The sequence below is a fragment of the Fischerella major NIES-592 genome, from assembly GCF_001904645.1.
Lineage (GTDB): Bacteria > Cyanobacteriota > Cyanobacteriia > Cyanobacteriales > Nostocaceae > Fischerella > Fischerella thermalis.
In genome coordinates this window covers 345,395-369,140 of sequence record NZ_MRCA01000001.1, presented here as the reverse complement: position 1 = coordinate 369,140, position 23,746 = coordinate 345,395, and the positions used below count along the sequence as shown (strand labels likewise).

At 40.2% G+C, this 23,746-nt stretch carries 18 protein-coding genes and 1 pseudogene; 12 read left to right on the top strand and 7 right to left on the bottom strand.

All coding sequences use genetic code 11. The features are described 5' to 3' along the window. The first annotated feature begins 111 nt into the window (after positions 1–111). The 3 genes from upp to NIES592_RS01600 all read left to right on the top strand — a co-directional run bounded on the left by upp (position 112) and on the right by NIES592_RS01600 (position 1,664). Positions 112–762: a uracil phosphoribosyltransferase gene (upp, locus tag NIES592_RS01610; protein WP_062249227.1), complete on the top strand. Its 651-nt coding sequence runs from the start codon at positions 112–114 to the stop codon at positions 760–762. Positions 763–836: 74 nt separating this feature from the next. Continuing rightward, positions 837–1,190, top strand: coding sequence for a hypothetical protein (locus tag NIES592_RS01605; RefSeq protein WP_062250793.1), 354 nt, complete (start codon positions 837–839; stop codon positions 1,188–1,190). A 168-nt stretch (positions 1,191–1,358) separates the two neighbouring features. After that, positions 1,359–1,664, top strand: a complete 306-nt coding sequence (locus NIES592_RS01600; RefSeq protein ID WP_371915089.1) for a YggT family protein — start codon at positions 1,359–1,361, stop codon at positions 1,662–1,664. A gap of 267 nt (positions 1,665–1,931) precedes the next feature. On the opposite strand, the gene NIES592_RS01595 is transcribed toward NIES592_RS01600, so the two are convergent. After that, positions 1,932–2,186, bottom strand: coding sequence for a hypothetical protein (locus tag NIES592_RS01595; RefSeq protein ID WP_062249231.1), 255 nt, complete (start codon positions 2,184–2,186; stop codon positions 1,932–1,934). A gap of 572 nt (positions 2,187–2,758) precedes the next feature. Between NIES592_RS01595 and NIES592_RS01590 the strand changes: the two genes are divergently transcribed. Further along, entirely contained in the window at positions 2,759–3,304 is a 546-nt protein-coding gene (locus NIES592_RS01590; protein ID WP_062249233.1) for a histidine kinase, read from the top strand. A gap of 244 nt (positions 3,305–3,548) precedes the next feature. Beyond that, the gene (sir, locus tag NIES592_RS01585; RefSeq protein WP_073554725.1) at positions 3,549–5,462 is read left to right on the top strand and encodes a sulfite reductase, ferredoxin dependent; all 1,914 of its coding nucleotides are present in this window, start codon (positions 3,549–3,551) and stop codon (positions 5,460–5,462) included. Positions 5,463–5,505: 43 nt separating this feature from the next. Here the strand turns inward: sir and NIES592_RS01580 are convergent, their stop codons facing one another. Further along, positions 5,506–6,615: a glutamate--cysteine ligase gene (locus NIES592_RS01580; RefSeq protein WP_073554724.1), complete on the bottom strand. Its 1,110-nt coding sequence runs from the start codon at positions 6,613–6,615 to the stop codon at positions 5,506–5,508. Between the two features lie 282 nt (positions 6,616–6,897). On the opposite strand from NIES592_RS01580, the gene NIES592_RS01575 reads away from it, so the two are divergent. From NIES592_RS01575 to NIES592_RS01560, 4 genes are all read left to right on the top strand, one after another. Continuing rightward, the gene (locus NIES592_RS01575; RefSeq protein ID WP_062249238.1) at positions 6,898–7,590 is read left to right on the top strand and encodes a Mo-dependent nitrogenase C-terminal domain-containing protein; all 693 of its coding nucleotides are present in this window, start codon (positions 6,898–6,900) and stop codon (positions 7,588–7,590) included. 95 nt (positions 7,591–7,685) lie between these two features. Continuing rightward, on the top strand, positions 7,686–8,684 hold the full coding sequence (gene obgE, locus NIES592_RS01570) for a GTPase ObgE (protein WP_062249240.1): 999 nt from the start codon (positions 7,686–7,688) through the stop codon (positions 8,682–8,684). Between the two features lie 503 nt (positions 8,685–9,187). Continuing rightward, complete coding sequence (locus NIES592_RS01565; RefSeq protein ID WP_073554723.1) at positions 9,188–9,748, top strand: Uma2 family endonuclease; 561 nt, start codon at positions 9,188–9,190, stop codon at positions 9,746–9,748. 42 nt (positions 9,749–9,790) lie between these two features. Next, complete coding sequence (locus tag NIES592_RS01560) at positions 9,791–10,663, top strand: SDR family oxidoreductase (RefSeq protein WP_062250795.1); 873 nt, start codon at positions 9,791–9,793, stop codon at positions 10,661–10,663. Positions 10,664–10,987: 324 nt separating this feature from the next. Here the strand turns inward: NIES592_RS01560 and NIES592_RS01555 are convergent. Then, positions 10,988–11,586 (bottom strand): annotated as a pseudogene (locus tag NIES592_RS01555) (DegT/DnrJ/EryC1/StrS family aminotransferase); the annotation flags it as partial. 49 nt (positions 11,587–11,635) lie between these two features. Further along, positions 11,636–12,340: a diacylglycerol/polyprenol kinase family protein gene (locus tag NIES592_RS01550; protein ID WP_062249243.1), complete on the bottom strand. Its 705-nt coding sequence runs from the start codon at positions 12,338–12,340 to the stop codon at positions 11,636–11,638. A gap of 146 nt (positions 12,341–12,486) precedes the next feature. On the opposite strand from NIES592_RS01550, the gene NIES592_RS01545 reads away from it, so the two are divergent. After that, positions 12,487–13,833, top strand: a complete 1,347-nt coding sequence (locus NIES592_RS01545) for a lipid-A-disaccharide synthase-related protein (protein WP_073554722.1) — start codon at positions 12,487–12,489, stop codon at positions 13,831–13,833. Positions 13,834–13,935: 102 nt separating this feature from the next. On the opposite strand, the gene NIES592_RS01540 is transcribed toward NIES592_RS01545, so the two are convergent. Beyond that, the gene (locus NIES592_RS01540) at positions 13,936–15,651 is read right to left on the bottom strand and encodes a sensor histidine kinase (protein ID WP_073554721.1); all 1,716 of its coding nucleotides are present in this window, start codon (positions 15,649–15,651) and stop codon (positions 13,936–13,938) included. Positions 15,652–15,915: 264 nt separating this feature from the next. On the opposite strand from NIES592_RS01540, the gene NIES592_RS01535 reads away from it, so the two are divergent. Then, positions 15,916–17,481 (top strand): YcjF family protein, encoded by a 1,566-nt coding sequence (locus NIES592_RS01535; RefSeq protein ID WP_073554720.1) that lies wholly within the window; start codon positions 15,916–15,918, stop codon positions 17,479–17,481. A gap of 203 nt (positions 17,482–17,684) precedes the next feature. On the opposite strand, the gene NIES592_RS01530 is transcribed toward NIES592_RS01535, so the two are convergent. Beyond that, the gene (locus NIES592_RS01530; protein WP_073554719.1) at positions 17,685–19,154 is read right to left on the bottom strand and encodes an MFS transporter; all 1,470 of its coding nucleotides are present in this window, start codon (positions 19,152–19,154) and stop codon (positions 17,685–17,687) included. Between the two features lie 637 nt (positions 19,155–19,791). On the opposite strand from NIES592_RS01530, the gene NIES592_RS01525 reads away from it, so the two are divergent. Continuing rightward, positions 19,792–20,568, top strand: a complete 777-nt coding sequence (locus NIES592_RS01525) for a sterol desaturase family protein (RefSeq protein ID WP_073554718.1) — start codon at positions 19,792–19,794, stop codon at positions 20,566–20,568. 836 nt (positions 20,569–21,404) lie between these two features. Here NIES592_RS01525 and pcrA read toward each other — a convergent pair. Next, positions 21,405–23,741 carry a DNA helicase PcrA gene (pcrA, locus tag NIES592_RS01520; protein WP_073554717.1) on the bottom strand — a complete coding sequence of 779 codons (2,337 nt, stop codon included), beginning with the start codon at positions 23,739–23,741 and terminating at the stop codon, positions 21,405–21,407. Between the last annotated feature and the right edge of the window lie 5 nt (positions 23,742–23,746).

Below are 23,746 nucleotides of genomic sequence, written 5' to 3'. Positions count from 1 at the left end.
AAAATTATCAATAATTTTGGATGAGTGCCTATTTTAGCTAATAGCCGGATATCGGAAAGAGTATTATGATGTTTCAGTTGTTATACAATCACAGAACGCCTAATTCCGGCTATGACGCTACAATTGCGTGTTTATGTTCCACCGCATCCCTTAATTAAGCATTGGTTAGCAGTTGCCCGCGACGCTGCCACACCTTCAGTATTATTTCGCAGTGCGATGACTGAATTGGGACGCTGGCTTACTTATGAAGCTGCCCGAGAATGGTTGCCTACTCAAGATACAACGGTGCAGAGTCCTTTAGGTATCTGTCCGGCAACTTATATTGATCCAGAGATTCCAATGGCAGTAGTGCCAATTTTGCGAGCAGGTTTAGGATTGCTAGAAGGAGCCCAAACATTACTACCATTGGCATCAATTTACCATCTTGGTTTAGTGCGGGACGAAACAACTCTACAACCATCTTGTTATTTGAACAAACTTCCAGAAAAATTTCATCCTCAAACACGAGTACTAATTACCGATCCGATGTTGGCTACAGGCGGATCAATAATTAAGGCAATGGAAGAATTAACACAACGGGGAGTTGATCCGGCTTTAACTAGAATTATTTCTGTGGTAGCAGCTCCCCCAGCTTTACAAAAATTAGGTGCGGCTTATCCTGGTTTAATAATTTACACTGCGACCATAGATGAGCAAGTAAATGACCGGGGATTTATTGTCCCAGGTTTGGGAGATGCAGGCGATCGCACCTTTGGGACTTAAGCTAGTATGCAGCTAGAAGTGGAAAGTTATTAACCAACCCAAAAGTGCAGCTTTTTTTATTGGCGGTAATAGATATGAGTCAGCGTGATGGTTTTGCAAGTGGTTTTTTCTTCGGAGCGATAGTTGGTAGTGTAGTAGGTGGTGTTTTGGGTGCAGTTGTTGCTTCTCGCGGCGATAGCGAGTTAGCAGCAGAACAAGAGGAGCAAATCTCTATGAACCCAACAGAAGCCAAAAAATTATCTCTGCGACGGCGTCATATAAAGAGTTCAGAAACCGACAGCATGGAGATGGAAACAGCACGGCGATCCCTGGAAGATAAAATAGCCCAGTTGAATGCCACAATAGATGAAGTGCGGCAGCAACTGGGCAACGTTAATAGTAACTCTAGTCAGGCGGTGAATGAAAGGTCTCTCACGAAAGATGCTTGAAAGTTGGGAAGGGGAACGACTTATCAGTTATCAGTTATCAAATTAAACTGGTAACTGTTAACTGTTAACTGATTTGGTGAAAACATACACCATGACCTGAGCTAGCTTAAAATCTAAGATATTAAGACCAAAATAGACACTTACACAGGAAAGGAAACTGACCAATCCATGTATTTACTGATTTCCACACTTGCTACTTTCATCAATATTTATAGCACCCTCTTAATTATCAGGGTTCTACTGACTTGGTTCCCCAACATCAACTGGTACAATCAACCATTTGCTGCTTTGAGCCAAATCACTGACCCCTATTTGAACATTTTCCGTAACATCATTCCCCCCTTGGGTGGAATGGATTTCTCGCCGATATTGGCATTTTTAGTACAATATCATTGGCTCTTTGTTGATACAAGGTGTAAACTCTCTGGCAAGCCTGCCATCGTTTGGGTGAATGCAAAGCAAAAAAATATATGAGTTTGTTTGTAGAGACGACAGATGATCAACGTCTCTACAATTTATCTGTTTCTGTAGAATCAGACAAGTTGCTTACAATTCAGGATAAAATCTTTCTGATCTCAACCATAGGTATGTCCTCAGAGAATAACGACCTTCCCAAGAAAGAATGTCTTTGAGTCCAACTCATACTTCAGTCGCTGTATTAAGAAGTATTACAGCATTGCAACCAGAACAATAAAAGGGAACGGGGATGGGGGACAGGGGATTAGAAATGATTAATAACCATTACCCATTCCCTACAACACTAAACTCCTGATTACGAATATAGTGTTCCGTATCACGATAGTGCGAATCTAGCCAACAACGCGGTAAAGACTCACCAGAAGGGAACATCATTTCCCACTTCATGTATGAATCAGGTTCTTGTAATTCTTCACCTGCGTGAGTTACCCCCATTACTTCTTTGATACAGGGGTTAAAGAGTCGGTCTAGAGTCAAAATCTCAACTAGAGTTCCTGAGGGTTTATGCATCAAGAACATAGTAATTCTCCTATGTCAAGAGCTACTAATTAAATCCTAGATCGAACTCATTCCTCAGACTTAATTCCGAAATAGTTTGCAAAAATAATACACATCAAGATATTAATTGTCTTTACTTAACTTGCGTTGGCTTGTCAGACTACTAGCGTTTTAAAAATCAAATAGGTGTCCTATAGAAAGGACAATCATATTTGATGTATGAAGTTTTCCTGTTTAGGTAATATTGAATATGCAATTAATAGTTTGAGAAATAGAAGACGAATCCTTAGAAAAAATGTTTCTTGTCAAACTATTTTTTCATATTGTGCCATTACAAAAACTGTCTATCTTATATCCTAAAAATTGGATAGAATGAATTATTGACATAATTATAATATTTATTTAAACTTGCAACTGCCATAATATTGACCGTAGATGATCGCTAGGACTGTTTTCCGGGCTAAAATTTAGGCTTGTTAATATTGCTGCAAGATTTAACTCATGCAATATTTTTACAAAAATTCTTGGAACATAGTTGTACTATTTTCGACATTACATATACAAGCAAATCCTACAATTTTTTGGTCAAAGATATGCAAAGATTTTTCAAGTCTGTTTTGACAATTTCTGCTTTATCTTCTTTGGTAATTGCTCCTGTTTTTCTATCAATTGATACTGCTTCTGCTCAACCTGTTCCTATTAAAAAAGGTACAGATGCTAGCTACGTCGGTGCTGGTTTTGCTGCTGGTGTCACCAGCGGCGGACAAAACAGTGATGACGCTACATTCGGTGGTAATGTTGCTGGTCGTTTGAAGCTTGGTAGCACTCCTTTCTCTGCACGCGGTCAAATCAACTTTAGTAGTGAGACGAGCGCAATCACCCCTTATGTTTCCGCTGACGTGGGTATCGCTAATAACACTAATGCTTTTGTCGGTGTTGGTTATCAATTTGTGGAGTCAAACGGTAAACCAACTCCCAGTGGTAACAAAGATGCTGTGGCAGTGGTTGCGGGTGTAGAATCTGAAGTTGCTAAAAACTTTCTCGTTTATGGTAATACCACTTTAGGAATTAATGCTTATGAAAATAGCTCTGCTTCTGCTGTGAGCATCAATGGTGGTATCGGCTATCGATTTAAGTAGCTTGGTTGTTTGGTTAGCCAAAAAATTTTTGGAGAACGTAACAAATAACTGATAATTTATAAGTAACATTGCTGGGTTTGCTAATTATTGTATTACTGAAAAACCCAGCTTTTTGTCGTGTTAAAATTAGACTATTCTTCTTATTGCCGACCGGATTACCGGGAAACAATTAGCCGAATGGGTGCTTCTAAAATTCACGCTTCGGCGCTTACCGATGCCTTCTTGAGAACACATATAATTAGCAATGGTTAAATCCGCTCCTCTTCCCATCGCCAGCCGTAAGCCTTCTAAAGTAGAAGCAATCAAAGAACGCAGTAATTTTTTGCGTGAACCAGTCGCTACAGAAATTCTCCAGGATACAACGCATTTTAGCGAAGATGCGGTACAAATCCTTAAGTTTCATGGATCTTATCAGCAGGATAACCGGGATAATCGGGTAAAAGGGCAGGAAAAAGATTATCAGTTTATGCTGCGGACAAAAAATCCTGGTGGTTTTGTACCGCCGCAGTTATATCTGGCTCTAGATAAACTAGCTGATGAATATGGCAATCATACTTTGCGTGCTACCACCAGGCAAGGATTTCAGTTACACGGAATTTTAAAGAAAAATCTCAAAGCAGCGATCGCTAGTATTGTCACAAACATGGGTTCGACGCTGGGAGCTTGTGGTGACTTAAACCGCAATGTCATGGCTCCTCCAGCACCTTTTAAAAATAAAGCAGAATACCAGTATGCCTGGGAATATGCTGAGAATGTCGCTGAGTTACTCACACCACAAACAGGCGCTTACTACGAAATTTGGTTAGATGGCGAAAAAGCCATCAGTGGAGAAGAAAACCCAGAAGTCAAAGCAGCAAGAGAACGCAATGGCACTGGTACTATCTTCCACGACAAAGAAGAACCGATCTACGGCACATACTACATGCCGCGCAAATTCAAGGTTTGTGTCACGGTTCCTGGTGATAACTCAATTGATTTGTACAGCCAAGACCTCACCTTAGTGGTAATTACTGATAACGAAGGAGAACTAGCAGGATTTAATGTCTTTGCTGGTGGTGGTTTAGGACGTACACACAACAAAGAAGAAACTTTCGCCAGAGTTGCAGATGAAATTTGCTACGTGGCCAAAGAAGATGTTTATGATATGGTGAAAGCGATCGTCGCCACTCAAAGAGATTATGGCGATCGCACAGACCGTCGTCACGCCAGATTAAAATATCTAATCCATGATTGGGGCGTTGATAAGTTTCGGGCGATGGTGGAAGAATATTTTGGCAAACCGCTAGAACCCTTCCAACCTCTACCACAGTGGAAATACGAGGATTTCCTCGGTTGGCATGAACAAGGTGATGGCAAGTTGTTCTTAGGTATTTCCATCGACAATGGCCGGATCAAAGATGAAGGCGACTTCCAACTGAAAACCGCTTTACGGCAAATAGTCGAGCAGTACAACTTGCCTATCCGCTTAACTCCCCATCAAAATGTGATTCTCTACGATATTGCACCCGAGAATAAACAAGCTATTGAAGAGACTCTCAATGGTTATGGTGTTGTCACCAATATTGATAGCATTGACCAGATTTTCCGTTACTCGATGGCTTGTCCAGCCTTACCTACTTGCGGTTTAGCAATTACGGAATCAGAACGAGCTATTCCCGGAATTCTAGAACGGATTCGCGCTTTGTTAAATAAAGTGGGTTTACCAAATGAGCATTTTGTGGTAAGAATGACAGGATGCCCCAACGGTTGCGCTCGTCCGTATATGGCAGAATTAGGGTTTGTGGGTAGCGCTCCCGAAAGTTATCAGATATGGTTGGGTGGTTCGCCAGACCAAACTAGGTTGGCCAAGGCTTATATTGATAAGTTACATCATAATGATCTAGAAACTTTCCTAGAGCCAATTTTTGTGTACTTTAAAAAGTCACGTAAAAAAGGTGAAAGCTTTGGGGATTTTTGCGATCGCGTTGGGTTTGATGCAATTCGTAAGTTTACTGAATCCTACAAATCCAAGCTTGCTAAAGCTGCAAATGTTGGACGCCATCGGATTACTGTCCGGGATGATATTTATGCGGTGCTGAAGAAAACTGCTCAAAGTCAAGGTAAGTCGATGACGGATGTGGTGGATGAAGCGTTAAAGCTTTATTTGAAAACGGAGTGATACAGATCCCCGACTTTTCTAAAAAGTCGGGGATCTTGTTACCTTACACTAGTCCTGAGTAACTATTTTTCAAAACCTGTTCTATTGAACCGAGTTTTTTGAAATCACTAATCATCATGCAAGCTCTTGTTTCTCGGTTGTTAAGTATGTCTTTAAGGGGTGCGAGCAAATTCACGTCTGGATCTTCGCCTAATGCAACTTCCGCAGCTTGCAAAACTTGGGAAGCGATCGCGAAAATCTCTTGATTGTTGAATCCTTCTTTTGCAGAGATTTGATGTCTTTCAGCATCTGGAATTATTGCTCTTCCTGGTAAGGATGTATCTAAAACTAGACCTTTCAATAATGCTAGTAATGCAGCATACATCGAAAAGTCATCACAACTATCAAATGATTTGAATTCTATTCGACCAACTTCTGCGGGAATGCGTGCGATTTTTGTCAGCGAAGGTGTAGACTGAATCAACTGTTCAGGTTTTTCTACAAATACAATTGCTGCGGCTCTTTTACCTGTTCTGATAAATGTCCTTACCGATAAACCTTGCCACAAATCACCTTGATAAAAAGGAGAACTAAAACTAAAAGGAACAATATAAGGACTGTAATAAGTTAATTTTTGTGCAATATCAATTAAACTTTCATAAGATAAACCAGGGAATGATAAATTTAAATCTGGTCCATAACTAACCATAAAAATATGAGCAGTTTGTTCATCAGGGTTAGCCTGTAAGATACTACGTTCATATTTATTAAGTGGAGGATCAGGCTGAAAAACAGTTTTGTAGGGATTAAAACTAACTAAAATTGGTGAAAAATCAAATTTTGCAGCCACCTGACGTAGTAAGCAAAAACTTTCTGACAATTCATTAATAGCAGATTTAATATCAGGATTTATTGTTGTTCTGATTTCAATTCCTTTGGGAATACAATCTATGAGTTCTTGCGTATCTTCTCCAAACCTCTCAAATCCTTCGATGTACCACCTTTTTTTCCTAATACCAGCATCTCCAATACATAATTGCGTTGAGTCGTGAGGGTATATGGGTAGTTGTTCGATAATTTGATTAAAATCAGTAAATTTTGTACAAGAAAAATCTGCAAACTCTCCTTCTGAGTTCAGAAAAGCAACTTCATGCTCAATGCCAAAATAAAACATTTTTATACCTTTGATTTAATCTTGATCTTCTTGAGACTCAACCTATAACTAACCCTTTTTAGAGAGCTTAATTAAAAAAATTCTCAATAATTTTAACATAACAAAAAACGATAAAGAAGGGAAAGAGGGTTAGACATAGGAAAATTTAAAGTTGTAAATAAAATTACTATATAAAATGGATAAAAAACTTATGATGCAAAGTTTCTAGCTTCAGCCCTCAGCCATCAGCCTCATGCCTTCTTGTACTAGTATGGATTTGGGAAAAGCTAGAGGCGTGAGTTTATGACAAGTGCCGTTCAATCTCCCTACAGTAGTGAACAAATAGCAGCATGGCTGCGTGGATTACTGACTATTGCTTGGGCAGATGGTGACTTTGACGACCAAGAACAAGAATTAATTGCCAGCATCACCAAGGATGAACTGGCTCCTGAGACAAACTTAGAGTCTTTAGATGTTATTGAACCAGAGGAATTGGCTACTGTTTTAGGCAGTGGTACCCCAGCAGCAGAAAATTTCTTGCGTACAGCTGTGATGGTGGCGATCGCTGATGGTACATATTCTAAAAGTGAAGATTATCTTCTACATGAGTTGTGTAAGGCTTTGGGAGAACCGGAGAACTTACTTGAGGCCCTACGTCATACTTTAGAATTTCACCCAACAGAACCGGTAGAACAGCAGGTAGAGACTCCTTTAGTCCTTGCACCTACAAAGCGGCAACTTGACGCATTACACCCAGTGCGCGAATGGCTAAATGGACTAGACATCCAAGATCCCAGAGTTGCACGCTTTTTATGCAAAATGATTCCTTCTCAGTGTCCATTTGAGCGTGATGTGAAGCTATTTGGACACAAAGTTGTGCATATCCCACCGTTATGTAAACTTAATCCGCTTTATGATCAGCTAGTCGGCTTACGTTTCCGCGCCCTCTCCTATTTAGCAGATGAATGTGGTGAGGATGTTTCGGAATATATTTAGTTAATGGTTAGTGGTTAGTGGTTAGTGGTTAGTTGTTAAGAACCAACAACAACCTACTACACTACTAACTACTAACTACTAACAAATGACCAATTATGCAATTCATCGATCAAGCAGAAATTGAAGTAGCAGCAGGTAAGGGAGGCGATGGGATCGTTGCTTTCCGACGAGAAAAGTATGTACCAGCAGGTGGCCCATCTGGCGGTAATGGTGGAAAAGGCGGTTCGGTGCTTTTACGTGCTGTAGAAAGTCTGCAAACCTTACTTGACTTTAGATACAACCATCGTTTTCAAGCAGAAAATGGTTCCCGTGGTGGTCCAAATAATCGCACCGGGGCAAATGGCAAGGATTTGGTGATCGAAGTTCCCTGCGGTACGGTAGTTTATGATGCCGAAACAGAGGAAATACTGGCGGATTTGGTAGAACCTGGGCAAGAGTTGCTAGTTGCTAAAGGTGGTAAAGGTGGACTGGGTAATCAGCATTTTTTGAGTAACCGTAATCGCGCGCCAGAATATGCCTTACCAGGATTGCCAGGAGAAGTAAAGCAACTGCGTTTGGAGTTAAAACTTCTGGCAGAAGTGGGGATTATTGGTTTACCAAATGCTGGAAAATCTACTCTAATATCTGCTTTATCAGCAGCACGTCCCAAAATTGCTGACTATCCCTTCACTACTCTTGTGCCAAATTTGGGTGTGGTGCGTAAACCCAATGGTGATGGTACAGTTTTTGCTGATATTCCGGGATTAATTGCTGGTGCTTCCCAAGGGGCGGGGCTGGGACATGATTTCCTACGCCATATTGAACGTACGCGAGTGCTGTTGCACTTAATTGATGCTACTAGTGAAGATGCGATCGCAGACTATAAAATCATTCAACAAGAATTGCAGGATTACGGCAGGGGTTTATCAGATCGTCCACAAATTTTAGCTCTCAACAAAATCGACGCCGTAGATAAGGAAAGCGTAGATTTACAAGCATTAGCAACACAACTTAATCATCTTTCCCACGCCCCAGTATTCTTAATTTCTGCTGTTACTGGTACTGGTTTAGAGCCAATGCTACAAGAAATTTGGTCAGTGCTAGAAACAATTTAATTAAGTAAAAAAATCTGAGGTATAAAATATGACTACCACTGAGAATACTGGTAGTACTCGACCACATAAGTTATAAAAATCAATGTGGTGAACAACTAGTAGTTTGGCAAGGCAAATTTTTGGGGCAGAGTAATAAACCGCCAAGTACGCCAAGAAAAGGAGAAAAAGAGAATTTGAAAATCGCTAAAAGTTAATTTATGTAAAAATTTTTAACTTTATAACTATTTGTATCTAAGAAAATTTGTCTAATTGTAACAATTGATTCTGTAGACGTAAGCGTTCTGATAGGGTAAGACTTTAAGATAGTAACTGGGTGATATTAGCTTAGTATCAAGCTATTTTCACTATCAAGAACAAAAGTATCTGATATGACTTCGTTAGTGTGGTTGCTACGACGTCTACAAAATCATCGCTGTTCAACTGAGTTTGATATTCCAACCAAGGGTGCTGATTTCAAAAAAATTCTGACAACTTAACTTAGTAAATCTACATAGTCTCCGAGTATGTATACTCACAGCAAATTTTTGAATCTCAGCGTTGAAGAATATTTGCAATTTGAACTAGAAAGCTGCATTCGTCACGAATATCTTGCGGGGCAAGTCTATCCAATGCGAGAAGATAGTAATAAAAGTAAAGTCATTACTAGCAACATATTGACCCGATTACGTACACATTTGTTTTGTACAGACTATCGAGTTTATTCATCAGAGATGAAGATTAGAATCCCTAATTTAAACATTTTTTATTATCCAAATATCTCTGTTACCTGCAACCCTGAAGATCGAGAAAAATTTTACAAAAGTCAACCTTGTTTGATAGTGGAAGTATTTTCATTGGCAACGGAACGTATTCATCGTAATGAAAAGTTGATGAATTATCGGCAATTACAAAACTTACAAGAATACGTTTTAGTTTCAGAATCGGAAATCAAGGTTGAAAGGTATCGCAAAAACAATCAAAATAACTGGTTTGTGGAAGAACTAGGAAAAGAAGATAATCTGCAATTATCTTCGGTAGACTTAGAAATAGCGATCGCAGATATTTATGAATACGTAAGGACGTAAACTTCATGTTATTCTCTGCCTAAATAGCGTGAAATTTTCATGATGCATAAACTATTAGTTACTGGAGCTAGTGGATTTTTAGGGTGGCATCTTTGCCAATTGGCAAATCTAGATTGGGAAGTCTATGGAACCTACTTGACTCATGCTGTAGAAATTCCCAATACCAAATTGCAGAAAGTCAATTTAACAAACTTTCAGGAATTAAAACAGATATTTAATGAAATTCAGCCAGCCGCAGTCATTCATACCGCAGCGCAATCACAACCCAATTATTGCCAAAATTATCCTGAGGAATCGTACGCAACTAATGTCATAGTCTCCCAAAACATTGCTGATTTGTGTGCGGATGCTTCTATTCCTTGCGTATTTACATCTACCGACCTTGTTTTTGATGGTTTAAATCCTCCTTATCGAGAAACAGATCCCGTATGTCCTGTAAATAGATACGGTGAGCAAAAAGTGATGGCAGAAGTGGGAATGTTAGAACGCTATCCGATGACTGCCGTGTGTAGAATGCCATTAATGTTTGGTGCAGCCACACCCACTGCTACCAGCTTTATACAGCCGTTCATCAAAACTCTGCAAGAGGGCAAAGAACTAAAATTATTTCTAGATGAATTTCGTACACCAGTAAGTGCCACTACCGCAGCCAAAGGACTGTTACTAGCATTAGAAAAAGTACAAGGAGTTATTCACTTGGGTGGCAGAGAAAGAATTTCTCGCTATGATTTTGGACGTTTATTAGTAGAAATATTTCAATTACCTACTACTGGATTAAAAGCTTGTCGACAACAAGATGTAAAAATGGCTGCCCCCAGACCCAGTGATGTTTCCTTAGACAGTTCTAAAGCTTTTGCATTAGGGTATCAACCTCTGTCTTTGAGAGCAGAATTAGAGAAATTAGTCAGTAAATAGAGAATTTGCTATTTAATTTTTATAGGACTTAAACAAAATCGGGCGTTGCTGAATCTGGTCATGAATTATGTTTGTATACATTTTTGTAGAGACGTAGCATTGCTACGTCTCTACATATCCGTGAATTGTAAATTCATATCTTGATTCAGCAATGCCCAAAATCGTTAATAAACGAACCGCAAAGGAAACAAAGGACACAAAGAGAAGAAGTTTAGGAGGGTTTTTGCGTAATACCAATTCTCTATAAATTTGCACTTAGAGTATACCTTTATTCCTTTGCGTTCTTTGCGTTCTTTGCGGTTCGTTTTTTATATTTAGTATAACTTGAGGATTGATCGTAAGGCAGGTTAGCCAGCGAGTAGCCTGTCTATAATTAGCTTCCGGCATAAATTCTATTCCTGGTAAATTTTCCAAAGCAGAGGTGTAAATCATAAAGTTGCGTCGTCTTGATGCAATCCGTTGTGGTAAAACACGCAACTGACCACGCACGACCAATAGCAGATGCTACGCTACTGAGGCGATAGTTGTAGCCAATTTCTAAGTGTTGGTAGTAAGGAAAGCGATCGCGTGCCTGAGTTGATCAGAAACGAGCTTTTGTCACTAATTTTGAGTCATCAGAAACTAACATGCCACCACCAGAGGTAGTAATGATTTTATTACCATTGAAGGAGTAAATACCAATTCGTCCGTAAGTACCAACAGAACGTCCTTTGTAGGTAGCACCTAATGCTTCCGCTGCATCTTCTAATTAAAGGAATATCATATTGATTGCAGGCTTGGAGAATCGGATCAATATCTGCACTTTGACCAAACAAATGCACGACTATAACTGCTTTAGGTAACTTGCCAATGCGGGCGCGGTTCTCTAGTGCTTCCTGCAACAACCCAGGATTCATATTCCAAGAAGTGCGATCGCTATAAATTGATTTTATTTTTACTTTAATAGATAACCTCTCATCTTCCTAATTTAGATTAAACCAAACTTGTTGTTGCAATAACTGTAGCTGGAATTAAAAGATTATCTATTTCTTTTGGACTACATCCTTCCACCAAAACTGCAACAAGAGCAACTATGAAAATCCGACTAATATTAAAATTGCTGGGAATAATTAGCCACACAAAAAATATACTGGCAGCAAAAGCAAAAATAAACATTGCCAGGCTTCCTTCCACTGTTTTATTGCTGAATATTTCATATTTCCATCTACCATATCTTGAGCCAATAATTGGTGCAAAACCATCTCCCCAACCCAAACAGGCCATAGCAACAATCCCAGGAAAAGTTTTGTAAAATAAAGTTCCACAAATAATAGCTACAACTACAAAATAAAGTGGCCCTTTGAGTAATTCACCTCTGTCACCTGTACGAGTCATGGTTTTGACAGCCTCATCATTAGGGTCAGCAAAAAAACCTTTTTGTACTAAAAGAATTAGCCACACAAACATAATTAAAATATTCAAGTATTTTGACCAATGTAAGTCACTATACAATGGCAAAAATATAATGATGGAACCAGCACCAATATGTGTAATTTTGCGGCTAATATCCTGAGGTAGACGGAAACGGGTAACGCAGAAATTCATCAACGCTACTAACCCAAAGACATAAATAAAAGTCAGCACAGTTACGATTAAATTTCCGACGGGCGGGCTGATTCCTAAAATAGTAGATAGCATACTCAGCAATTAATATTTAGATGTGGCATAGACTTCATCATCCCAAAAAGAGCAGTCTTACTCAAGCTGCTGAGTTTTTTGTGTATTTATTAACCTGATCAAATAACATGTAAAATAATCTAGCTTTTGCCTGCTGCTGTCTACTTATGAGTGAAGTGCCCCCTTTAACCCCGAACTCTCAAATCCAAGAAACAAATTCTCACCTGCGGTTGTTAGTTTTAAGCAATGGTCATGGAGAAGATGCGATCGCAGTCCGGATTGTACAGGAACTTCAGCAGCAGGTCCACCCACCAGACATTTTTGCTCTGCCTTTGGTAGGTGAAGGATACGCCTACCAAAAGTTAAATATTCCCCTCATCGGTTCAGTACGTGCCATGCCTTCTGGTGGATTTATTTACATGGACGGATGGCAATTTCTACGTGATATGGGTGGGGGATTAATACAACTGACTTTTGACCAAATTCTAACTATTCGCAGTTGGGTCAATTCTCAACAAAAATCTGGCAAAAATCACGCTATCTTGGCTGTGGGGGATCTCGTACCATTATTGTTTGCTTGGATGAGTGGTACTAAATATGCTTTTGTAGGCACAGCAAAGTCAGAGTACCATGTACGGGATGAACAGGGATTATTAAAACGCGATCATCCACTGGCGCACTTGGAGCATTTTTCTGGTTCAGTTTACCATCCTTGGGAACGTTGGTTAATGAGCCATTACCGTTGTAAGGCAGTATTTCCCAGGGATTCGTTAACAACGAAGATATTACAAAAGTGGCCTATTCCCGTCTTTGATATGGGAAATCCCATGATGGATGGTTTAGAACCAACCTTTCCTACAGCACGATTTTATAGTATTAATAGTGAAAAACGAGAATTGGGTAGGCCGCTAACTATCACTCTTCTACCAGGTTCACGCCCTCCAGAAGCTTACGCTAATTGGCAAAAAATTTTGCTTGCGGTGTCTGCATTGATAGGTATGCAGCAGACGCATAATTGGGCCAAATTTGTATTTTTAGGTGCGATCGCTCCTAGTTTACACTTTGCTAGTATGCACCAAATTCTCCAATCTCACGGTTGGTATCCTCACCCAGATTGCCCTGTGACAATTTCTGATGACAGTGCATTGACTTTTTACCAAAAAAATGCATATTTTATCTTGACACAAAAAGCTTACAACGACTGTCTGCATATGGCAGATATCGCGATCGCAATGGCAGGAACAGCAACAGAACAATTTGTTGGTTTGGGTAAACCAGCAATCACTATGCCAGGAAAAGGGCCGCAGTTTAACCCCAAGTTTGCACAAACCCAAAGTCGGCTTTTGGGGCCAAGCGTCATTTTAGTAGAAGAACCCCATGAAGTTGCCCAAGCAGTGCGATCGCTTTTTGCCAACCCAGATAAATTGCATGTCATCGCCGAAAATGGCCTACGAAGGATGGGTAAAGCAGGTGCAGCAAAGCGGATTGCAGAATGTTTGATGGAAAGATTGTAAATTAGGCAATAGGCAATAGCGAACTCTTAACAGGAGGGAATAAGGAACATTTAATTTTAATTTTGAATTACTTTCTCCCCACACTCCCCACACTCCCCACCTCTACCCTCTCGCAACTGGCAAAATCACCCTAAATTCCGTTCCCAAGTTTAATGCGGAATTAAAAGTCAGCTGACCACCGTGTTTTTCGACAACTATCTGATGAGTAATCGCTAAACCTAAACCAGTACCAATACCTCGTGGTTTTGTTGTAAAGAAAGTGTCAAATATTTTATCTTGATTTTCTATAGTAATACCAGGGCCATTATCCGCTATTCGCACTACAACCCAATCACTATTCATGGATTCTGTGTTAATAGTAATCACAGGTACAAATTGTCTATCTTGAGCAACTTTTTCTTCTAAAGCATCAATGGCATTGATTAACAAGTTCATAAATACTTGATAGAGTAAACCTGTATAACCTCTAACAGATTGAATATCTCCATAATTGCAAATAACTTGAATACCTTTTTTCAGACGATGTTGCAGAATTAATAGTGTACTGTCTATACAAGCATGTAAATTAACCGACTGAGCCTCACAGTTATCCAAACGAGAAAAATCTTTTAAACTCCGGATGATTTCTCGTGTCCTTTCTGCCCCAAATTCGATTGAATTGATGAGTTTTGGTAAATCCTCTGCGATAAATTCAAAGTCAATATCTTCTTTTTTGGCTTCTATTGCTGGGTTAGGATCGGGAAATTCAACTTTATATGTGTGCAATAAGTCAAATAAGTCGTTTATATAGGTTTTGGCACTGCTTAAATTACCATAGATAAAATTTATGGGATTATTGATTTCGTGAGCAATACCAGCAATCATTCTACCTAAGCTGGATAACTTTTCGCTTTGAATGAGTCGTGCTTCAGCCTCAGCTTTTTGTTCTTTTAAAAGATATTTTACTTGTTGGATCAACTGATTAAGAGAATCAGCGAGAGTACCGACTTCATCTTTTGTTGTCACGGATACTCGCAAGTCAAAATTGTTTTCTTGGGTGACTTTTTGGGCAACAAAATTGAGGGTTTGCAAGGGACGTACAATGATATAACTTGTGTAGATAGCCAAAGTGGCAGCGATCGCAGTTGACAGTAAAATGCTACCAATAATAATTAGAGCTTGCAGTACTGATGCTTGATTTTGGGCTTGATCAGCTTCTTCTTGGTGATCGCGAACTGTTTTGGCAATTTTGTTTAACTCCTGGCTAAATTCATAAAAATCAAGTGCAGTTGTACTTCGGCTAAATTGCAGAATTAATTCTTGTGCTTTTGGCACTTCCTGGGGGCTAGAAACTAGTGACGAAATCTGATCTAGAAGCGTCCTCAATTGCTGGAAATAAAGGCTGACAGTACCATCATACTTTTTTAGTAATGCCAGTAAATCTGCTTGTGATGTACTTCGACTAAATTCCTCCAACTGAGAAAATAACTTTTCAGCTTCTGCTACATTAGTTTTTAACTCAGAAGTTTTTTGTAGCAGCCTTGGCTTTTGATTCAAAAAAGGTACAATTCCTTGCTGGTAGGACTGGATTTCTAACAGTTCTCCTTGAAGGGTACTAAATAAATGACTTTCTTCATCCGCCATGATCATGTGATATCTGGCTTGTTGGTAGTGATTTCTACCAATCAACAGTCCCGCCGTTGTTCCTAAAACTGCAACTCCCAGGGAAAGACCATATCCAAGAATAATTTTTTGTCGAATACTGAGCTGATGGAACACTCGTTTAACCAGGTTGTAGTAATGCTCTGGCAAATGTTTTAATTCAGATAAGGGGATCATGATCTAGTGAGATGTTGCAGTTTTCCATCTGGCGAATTTTTAGCATAAAGAAATCTTGTTATTAGCAGCTAAGTATAAATTTAATATGCAGATTTTTCTCAGTTTATCAAAACATACTTCTCTCGACTCTGGTGAAAAATACTGAAACTATTAATATTAGAAGCAGGATGAAATCAGTGAACAGTAAACAGTGATCAATTGCTAACTGTTAACTGCTAACTGACAACTGAATTTGCCTCCTGCCTTTTTTAGCCTGTGCCATCCATGCCTCTGTCGCGTATCGTTACGCTTATTGTCGGTCTCATCGTCATTTTGGGACTTTGCCTGTGGCTGATTGACTCTCTGTCACGGCTTTATTGGCAGTTGTCCTATTCTCCCTTTTTGGGCAATTTACTCCTGTTTTTGATCGTTGTCTTAATTGGTGCTTTAATTGCTGCCTTTGTCTATTACGTATTGGTACTTCAAGCTGGCGAGACGCGATCGCGCCGCGCCAAAAGACAACGTCAACAAGTGCAAATCCCCGCCGCTAAATCAGAAGCAGCTTCTTCCACCCTGCAAGCTGTGAAGCAACAAGTAGCCCAAATTCAAGATGAAGTCGCCCGTCAAGCCTTACTCAGTAAATCACGAGAAATTGAAGCCAACCTCAAACGAGGTGAAATTCAAGTCGTGGTGTTTGGTACTGGTAGTGCTGGCAAAACTTCTTTGGTAAATGCGATTTTAGGACGTATGGTAGGCAGAGTAGATGCACCTATGGGAACTACCACAGTCGGAGAAACCTATTGTATGCGCTTGCGGGGTTTAGAGCGCAAGATTTTAATTACCGATACGCCAGGAATTTTAGAAGCAGGCATCGCGGGTACTGAGAGAGAACAGCTAGCCAGAGAACTGGCAACATCAGCAGATTTACTATTATTTGTAGTAGATAATGACCTCAGACGCTCGGAATACGAGCCTTTACGAGCCTTGGCAGAAATCGGAAAACGCTCTTTGTTAGTGCTGAATAAGACAGACCTGTACACAGAAGAGGATAAAGAAGCCATCCTCGCCAGATTGCGGCAAAGAGTACGAGGGTTTATTGCTGCTAGCGATGTGGTAGCAATTTCTGCCAATCCCCAACCCGCCCAGCTAGAAACTGGCGAAATGTTCCAACCAGAGCCAGAAATTATACCCTTGCTGCGGCGAATGGCGGCAATTTTACGCGCAGAAGGTGAAGATTTAGTGGCAGATAACATTCTTCTGCAATCGCTGCGTCTAGGAGAAGAAGCGCGCAAACTCATTGATAGTCAACGTCGCCGCCAAGCTGACAAAATCGTAGAACGCTTTCAATGGATTGGTGCGGGAGTGGTGTCAGTTACACCATTACCAATGGTAGATTTACTGGCAACAGCTGCTGTCAACGCCCAAATGGTTGTAGAAATTGGCAGAGTTTACGGTTGTGAATTAAATATGGAACGGGGACGGGAATTAGCGCTGTCTCTGGCGAAAACAATTGCCGGTTTAGGGATTGTTAAAGGTGCATTGGAGTTACTTTCTACAGCTTTGCAACTCAATGTCGGTACTTTTATTATCGGTAGAGCAATTCAAGGTGTGACAGCTGCGTATCTGACACGCATCGCTGGTAAAAGCTTTATTGAATACTTTCGTAATGATCAAGATTGGGGCGACGGCGGGATGACGGAGGTAGTGCAGCGTCAGTTTCAACTTAATCGCCGCGATGAATTTATGAAGGCTTTTATCCAAGAAGCGATCGCACGAGTTGTTAGACCTTTGCAAGGGAATGCGGAACTGGTGGAAGAAGAGGAAGAAAAGAGATTAGGAAGTGGAGATTAGGTTGGTAGTTAGAGATTGGCATTGAAAAATTATCAGTATCTTAATTACAATCACCCATTACCCATTACCAATTACCGACCCCGACCGATAATATAAGTTCTCAAGCGGACATGAAATAACCTATTTCGCATCATGCATGCTGCATCAAAAAATGAAATCCTTCCTTCAAGAGGAAGGATTTTTGTTGTGTACTAACCCTTGTGTTAAGCCGCCATTTTCTCTGCTGAAACTAACGCTAGTTTTGCCTTAAAGGGCAAGATTTTTCCCATCACATGAACAATTGGCTTGCTGCGTGGTTCTTGTACAAATACCAGAGGTAATAGCGCCACTAATCGCACAGTAGTTGAAAGGGCAAATAATCCAGGTAAGCCACCGATAATATCTAGCTGGGCTAGGAAACCGCCAACTGTCGAACCTAAACCACCAGTAATACCAGTAACAGCTGCTGCGATCGCAAAATACTGAGAAGGACGATCCAAGGGTGCCATTTCCATCTGAATATTACTGTTGCATAACTCGATCGCTGCTCCAAAACCGCCAGTTACTAAGTGGATAAGCGGTAGCCATAGCCACACAGAAACTGAGTTATTGCCAGCAGCCAACCAGAATAAGGGTGTTACTGCTATTAAAATGCCAACTAACAATAACACTGGACGATTTCCTACTCTATCCGCCAGCTTGCCCCAGAGTACTAACATAACTAAGTTAGCTCCAGCTATCAAGCTAGTGTAAATTGTGACTGTACTGAGGTTTAAGCCTAAGTTTTTCAGCATGTAAAGGTTAAAAAACGGGGCACTGAGGTTCATTGCGAATGTCCACAGGCCAAAATAGAGCAAAAATTTCAAGAAATTGAGGTCTTTAAGGAAACTAAACGCCTTTGGTTGCTCACTGCTAGAATTTTTCTCCTGTTGGGATGAAGCTTCGCCAGAGTGGAAATTTTGTGGATTGACATCTACCATCCAAAACTGACACGCCAAACTGACTAGACCAATAACTACTCCCAGCAACAACAGTATGCCGTAACCTTGGATTGTGCCACCAGGCCAAGCCGAGACAGCAAATCCGAGTAATGGCACAGACAAGAGATTAGCTAAGCTAGCAGCACTATTGCGAAAACCAAAATAACGCCCTCGCAAGCGAGGGGGAACTAAAGCAGCCATCCAACTGAACCAGGCGCAACCGCCCAAGGCTCCTAAAACATTGGTGACTAGAATTATTCCCAGTGTCCAGATTACTAATTGGTGAGGTGCGGTATTAGAACAGGAGAACCAGGCAATACCCGCCACTAAAATCAACCAAAGTAGCCTAGAAGAACCGAAAATTGCCAGAGTATACCAATGGCGGCTAGAAGTGCGATCGGCAAGATAAGCCCCTAGTGGTTGCAAAAAATTTACCAGCAGGGGAATTGAAGATAGCAAGCCAATTTCTACTGGACTAGCACCCAGCTGGAGTAAAAAGTTCACCAGCAATACACCGCCAGTAATATTGGAAAAAATGGTAGCAAACACTCCATCTAGGGTTGATGCCTTCAGGCTAGTTCGAGTGGCTTGCTTAGAAATTTTCGGCGGTGAGTCTGGCTTGAGTATCGGGTCTGATACTGTTAGGGGTTGTAGTAGTTCTATATGAGGCAGGTGTTCTAGTACTTCTTCAGTAGAGGTAGATAGAGTCTTCACTAGAGGAAAATATTAATTTAGTTATGTTAAGTTGGACAAGTAAAGATTCAGTCCACCTGTCTCGGTGGTTATAACCTGAACGATACGATGACGATCGAGGTTGAGTAACAGCCAGGAGGATGATAGATTTTTCAATCTATCGAAATAAAAAGTAAAATATAATGTTCTATCTAAAGACTCAAGCGTCTATGGCTACGAATAGTTAAACATTACGGCATATTAAGCATACGAAATAATATTTAAGTACTTGAGTACTGTTAATTTCTTTTTAACCATAGTCTTCAGACTCACAAGATATTGCCAAACTATAGGCTAGGCTTGGATAAGGTAAGGAAATTTATGAGCAGTGAGTAAAATTACTCTTTTTATGGAATTGTAACATTATATTTCTTAACTATTCACGATTATAATTGTTTGGAAATAAATTGCAATAATCTAGAAAAATTTAAATATAATTTACATCACATTGGCATAGATTTGACCATCTCAATACGTCCGGTTGTTGAGGTCTTCCTGTGAAGCAAACATCCCATCCAGTTTCACTGGTGGGTTGGGAGTGTCAAATTAACACTGCTTGCGATAGAAGTTAGGAATTATTAAAAATGTTACGCTTCAATCTGTAAATTAACTGAATTGAGTGCAAACTTTGTTGTTGCTTTTAGAGAAGTTAGGGTTATATTGGTTGGCATTTTTCGGCATTATTTTAGTCCGATACTTTCTCATCGCAGGGGGAGCATACTGGTTCTTCTATTCACTGATGGGAAAGGCTTTGGTAAAGCAGGGGCTACATCTGAAACTTGCCCAGTGGAAATCAATTCGACAGGATGTCGAACTCTCGGTTCTCTCTGCGGTATTTTTTGGACTTTGCGCCGCGCTTATTCTCTCAGCATACGATTCGGGCGTAACACTCTTGTACACTTGTGTAAGCCAGTATGGACTGTGGTATTTAGGGGTTAGCTTTGTTGCAGTACTTATCCTCCAGGATACATACTTTTACTTTATCCATCGAGCGTTTCACAACCCTTTGCTTTTTAAGTGGCTGCACTATGGTCATCATCGTTCAGGACATCCAACACCTTGGACTTCCTTTGCCTTCGACTTGCCAGAAGCTGTTTTACAAGGTCTTTTCTTTGTAGGGATTGTCTTCCTGATTCCACTTCATTTCATCACTTTGATTGCTGTGCTGATGACAATGACTATATGGGCTGTATTAACTCATCTCGGATTTGAGCTATTTCCCTCATGGTTTTTTCGCCAATGGTTTGGCAAGTGGTTTATTGGTTCGACCCATCACTCAATACATCACCGTAAGTATAAAGTACACTACGGGCTATACTTCACGTTTTGGGATAAGCTGCTTGGTACTCATGACCCTAATTATGAGAAGGAGTTTGACTCTCCTTCAAGAAAATAATCTAAGGACAATATTGCATAAATTTATGGCGAAATATACTTATCCCTTAAAGTTTACATAAAAATCCAATTTTAGTATCAATACAGCCAATTTATAAGCTTTTTTTAACTACTAGTTGATGTTTAGAAAATCAATCAAAAGAATAAAATTTAGTCATGCACTAATGTCGAATTTCAGGTGTGTCAAGCTAGCTCCTGACGAGGGGAAATCTCTGCTCTTTATTTGCATTGCTTAAAATTTAACCAGAAAATCATTACATCATATTATGTTTTATTTTATTTTTGATATTCACCTAAGTAACAAAAACTAACATATAAGTTAATAAGTGTTACTTTATACTATTTATATTTATTATGCCCGTTATACTGTTTTTCAGGTTCTACCTGGGAATTACTTAGAAGTGGCTCTGCCACTTCTTTTTCTGCAAGGTATTTTGTCGATCAATTTTCTCACTACTTTAACAGTCGCATGATTTATTGAATTCCATATATCTATACAAAAAACCACAATAAATGTAAATATGACATATAGATTTATACAGATTTATACACATGCAGTAATTAAAGTGTATTAAACCTAGAAAGAACATGCTGTTGATTGGTCAGGTAACATCTCTCAGCGGAGTTCCGATTAAAACCATTCGTTATTACAATTAGACCTCTTACAAAAGTCCTAGATGCATGGAACAAGTAGGATAGAGTTGGGTAGTATTGATGACATACGAACCAGTAAAAAGCTTGAAACCAGAAGACTTTAAACGCTTGTGTGGTGTACGACCAGAAACGTCATAAAACTAGAATTACTGGAGTTAGTCCATATTGCATCCTCGCACTCCCCTAATCCACCCGTTGTAACTGTGCAACTTGAGGATCAACAATTTTTTTACCAAGTTGATCAAACTTAATCGCTACAGAAATTTTTCTCCCAGAACCAAAGACGTGTGTAATTTCACCTTCGCCAAAGATTTTGTGCAAGACACGATCGCCTACTTGCCATTTTTCCTCAACGCTTTGTCTGGCTTTTGTTGCGCGTTGTGGAATGCTACCGTTGGCAGTTTTGCTGTAAGCAACTCTACCCGGACGATGGGTAACTAATAATTCTTCTGGTAATTCGTCGAGGAATTGCGATCGCACTGCGGGTTCCCGATTTCCATAAAGGCGGCGTTCCCGCGCGTGGGAGATAAATAACCTTTCTTGGGCGCGAGTAATTCCCACATAACAGAGGCGGCGTTCTTCTTCTAAAGCTGAGGGATCGTTCATGGAACGGTAGTTAGGAAATAGCCCCTGTTCTAACCCCACCATATACACCACAGGAAACTCTAACCCCTTAGAAGCGTGGAGAGTCATCAGGGAAACAGCTGCTTGTCCTTCTTTGAGATTATCTAAATCGGAACTCAGAGCAGCACTAGCAAGGAAATCTCCCAAAGAAACCTCTTCGTTTTCCTCTTCAAATTGGCGTACGGCGTTAAACAATTCCTGGACGTTTTGGACTCTGTCTTCCGCTTCATCTGTTCCCTGGCTCATTAAGTCTTGCACATATCCAGAGTCTTCTAATATACCTTGTAAAATCTGGGAAGCTGGCACGGTTGCTAATTCTGCTTGCCAACGGCTAATCATGGCTGCGAAGTTATTTACAGACTTGGCAGAACGCCCAGCTAAGGTATTAACTGATGTTTCATCGCTCAGTATTTCCCACAAGGTCGTGCCTAATTCTTGAGCAGCACCAACTAAGTTGTCAATTGTCGCTTTACCGATTCCCCGGCGCGGAGTGTTGATTACCCGTAATAAACTGACTGTATCGGCGGGGTTAGCGATCGCTCTTAAATAGGCGAGTACATCTTTAATTTCTTTGCGGTCATAAAATTTTAACCCACCGACAACGGTGTAGGGAATTTGCGCGCGGACTAAAAGATCCTCAAAGGGGCGAGATTGGGCGTTGGTGCGATAAAGTATAGCAAAACTTCCCCAGTTTAATTCCGGGTTTTCTCTTTCTAAATTGCGAATTTGATTGATCACAAATTCGGCTTCCGCAATTTCATCATCAGCTTTGAAAAAATAAATCTGTTCGCCTGCACCTCTGGTAGCGCGGAGAACTTTATCAATGCGTTGGGTATTATTTTCAATTAATTGGTTGGCAGCTTGGAGAATATTTTCACAGGAGCGATAATTTTCTTCTAGCTTTACCATTGTCCTGGTATCTTCATCCGGCAAACCATCACCAAAGTCTTGCTGAAACTCAAGCAAAATAGTAAAGTCAGCCATCCGAAAAGAATAGATTGATTGATCAGCGTCACCAACAACAAAAACCGAGCGATCGCGCCAATCCCAATTATTCTTATTTGTTTCACCATGGGTCACCAATAACCGAATCAAATCATATTGAGTCCGATTAGTATCTTGATACTCATCTACTAAAATATGGCGAAACTTGTGATACCAATAACCCAGTACCTGCTCGTTTTGCTGAAACAATTTTACAGGTACGAGAATTAAATCATCAAAATCTAAGGCATTATTTTCTGCCAGCCTATCTTGATATTTACTATAAACTTCCGCGATCACTCTTCCTCGGTAATTTGGCTGTTCCCTCTCATAATCCTGGGGTGATAAACCTTTGTTTTTGGCGTTGCTAATGGCGTAGCGTACCGAACGTGGTTCAAATTTTTTATCGTCTAAGTTTAACTGCTTAGTGACGATTTCTTTCACCAGACTTTGGGCGTCAGATTCATCAAAAATAGAAAAGTTACGATTCCAACGACGTCCTTTTTCATCTTGGTATTTTTCGATATCAAAGCGGAGAATCCGAGAAAACAAACTGTGGAAAGTCCCACACCACAATTCTTTGATATAAGAACGCCAAACTCGGGATTTTAATCTGACTTGATCGTATTCTGGCAGTAAGTCAAAACGCTCACCAAATTCTGCGATCGCCAATTGTTCGGCAAATAATTTTTGAATACGTTCTTTCATTTCCCGTGCAGCTTTGTTGGTGAAAGTCACTGCCAGGATATTTTCAGGATCGACACAATGTTGCAAAATCAGATTAGCAATGCGATAAGTAAGCGCTCGTGTTTTGCCGGAACCTGCACCAGCAACAACTAGCAAAGGGCCACAAAAGTGTTCAACAGCGCGGCGCTGACTGGGGTTGAGGTGACTGAGAAAGTCAATAGTCATTAGTC

Excerpts from the sequence above, each read along its gene's own strand:
- upp (WP_062249227.1), top strand. The coding sequence starts at position 112 with ATGACGCTACAATTGCGTGTTTATGTTCCACCGCATCCCTTAATTAAG.
- sir (WP_073554725.1), top strand. The coding sequence starts at position 3,549 with ATGGTTAAATCCGCTCCTCTTCCCATCGCCAGCCGTAAGCCTTCTAAA.
- NIES592_RS01535 (WP_073554720.1), top strand. The coding sequence starts at position 15,916 with ATGCCTCTGTCGCGTATCGTTACGCTTATTGTCGGTCTCATCGTCATT.
- NIES592_RS01540 (WP_073554721.1), bottom strand. The coding sequence starts at position 15,651 with ATGATCCCCTTATCTGAATTAAAACATTTGCCAGAGCATTACTACAAC.
- NIES592_RS01560 (WP_062250795.1), top strand. The coding sequence starts at position 9,791 with ATGCATAAACTATTAGTTACTGGAGCTAGTGGATTTTTAGGGTGGCAT.
- NIES592_RS01600 (WP_371915089.1), top strand. The coding sequence starts at position 1,359 with ATGTATTTACTGATTTCCACACTTGCTACTTTCATCAATATTTATAGC.
- pcrA (WP_073554717.1), bottom strand. The coding sequence starts at position 23,741 with ATGACTATTGACTTTCTCAGTCACCTCAACCCCAGTCAGCGCCGCGCT.
- NIES592_RS01605 (WP_062250793.1), top strand. The coding sequence starts at position 837 with ATGAGTCAGCGTGATGGTTTTGCAAGTGGTTTTTTCTTCGGAGCGATA.
- obgE (WP_062249240.1), top strand. The coding sequence starts at position 7,686 with ATGCAATTCATCGATCAAGCAGAAATTGAAGTAGCAGCAGGTAAGGGA.
- NIES592_RS01590 (WP_062249233.1), top strand. The coding sequence starts at position 2,759 with ATGCAAAGATTTTTCAAGTCTGTTTTGACAATTTCTGCTTTATCTTCT.
- NIES592_RS01550 (WP_062249243.1), bottom strand. The coding sequence starts at position 12,340 with ATGCTATCTACTATTTTAGGAATCAGCCCGCCCGTCGGAAATTTAATC.
- NIES592_RS01565 (WP_073554723.1), top strand. The coding sequence starts at position 9,188 with ATGTATACTCACAGCAAATTTTTGAATCTCAGCGTTGAAGAATATTTG.
- NIES592_RS01545 (WP_073554722.1), top strand. The coding sequence starts at position 12,487 with ATGAGTGAAGTGCCCCCTTTAACCCCGAACTCTCAAATCCAAGAAACA.
- NIES592_RS01595 (WP_062249231.1), bottom strand. The coding sequence starts at position 2,186 with ATGTTCTTGATGCATAAACCCTCAGGAACTCTAGTTGAGATTTTGACT.
- NIES592_RS01575 (WP_062249238.1), top strand. The coding sequence starts at position 6,898 with ATGACAAGTGCCGTTCAATCTCCCTACAGTAGTGAACAAATAGCAGCA.
- NIES592_RS01580 (WP_073554724.1), bottom strand. The coding sequence starts at position 6,615 with ATGTTTTATTTTGGCATTGAGCATGAAGTTGCTTTTCTGAACTCAGAA.